The following is a 959-nucleotide window of genomic DNA, read 5'->3' on the forward strand; positions in this document are numbered from 1 at the left end:
AACCCGACGCGCCACTGAAAGGCATACGATGACGCAGCCCGCCGCCGCTCCGACTGTCCAGCGAGTGGACCCCGAACACCGTTACGAAATCCTGGTCGACGGCAGAACCGCAGGCCTCACCGCGTACCGCGACCGCGACGACCAGCGCGTTTTCTACCACACCGAAATCGACGACGCCTTCGCCGGACAGGGCCTGGCCTCGATACTCGTACAGCAGGCGTTGAGCGACGTACGCACCTCAGGGAAACGCATCGTGCCGGTCTGCCCCTACGTGGCGAAGTTCCTCAAGAAGCACGACGAGTTCGCCGACATCACCGACCCCGTGACCCCCGAGGTCCTGAAGTGGCTGGAAACCATGCGGCCTCACTGACGCAGCCGCCACCTTCTCCGAGCCGCCGGTACGTCCGGACCGGCGGCTCGGAGGCGGAGCGGAATCGGTGACATCAAGGCGGGAGCACCACATGGGCATGGACCGCCGGCTCCGGCAGTCCCGGTCCTGTCCCCGCCGGACGCGCTACCGGGGACAGGACCGTTTCATGTGCTCGAGCCACGGCCGGTGACCGGACCACGGCCGGTGCCGCGGTTCAGTTCGGAGCGGATGCGCAGTCGACGCTCTTCAGGTCGACCGCGTCGACCACCGCCTGCATGCCCTTGTCGTTCGGGTGCAGGTGGTCGCCATTGTCGAAGAAGGGCAGGAGGCTAGTGGCGTAGCAGTGACGTCGCTTCAGGGCAACGTCGTCGACGCCGAGTACCCGTGGCAGGCGCAACGGGGGCAGCGGCAGCCTCGTCAGCATCCGCAGCGCGGTCGCGTGGGAGATCGCGACGGCGAAGGTCTACCGCGGGCAGCCCAGCACCGGGCAGACAGTGAGGATGTCAGTGGCTTCTCCGAGGGGTCTGACTCATGGGCAGACGGACGTCGTCGGACTGTCTTGCGCTGGATCCGTCGATCCACTCGGAGA

General features: G+C 66.9%; 2 protein-coding genes. One reads left to right on the plus strand and one right to left on the minus strand.

Going from position 1 to position 959, the window contains the following annotated elements; translation table 11 throughout:
* Positions 1–28 precede the first annotated feature (28 nt).
* Positions 29–370, plus strand: a complete 342-nt coding sequence (locus IEZ15_RS44060; RefSeq protein WP_189282530.1) for a GNAT family N-acetyltransferase — start codon at positions 29–31, stop codon at positions 368–370.
* A 214-nt stretch (positions 371–584) separates the two neighbouring features.
* Here the strand turns inward: IEZ15_RS44060 and IEZ15_RS44065 are convergent, their stop codons facing one another.
* Positions 585–794, minus strand: a complete 210-nt coding sequence (locus IEZ15_RS44065) for a hypothetical protein (protein WP_189282531.1) — start codon at positions 792–794, stop codon at positions 585–587.
* Between the last annotated feature and the right edge of the window lie 165 nt (positions 795–959).

The sequence above is a fragment of the Streptomyces atratus genome, from assembly GCF_014648655.1.
GTDB classification, from domain to species: Bacteria; Actinomycetota; Actinomycetes; order Streptomycetales; family Streptomycetaceae; genus Streptomyces; species Streptomyces atratus.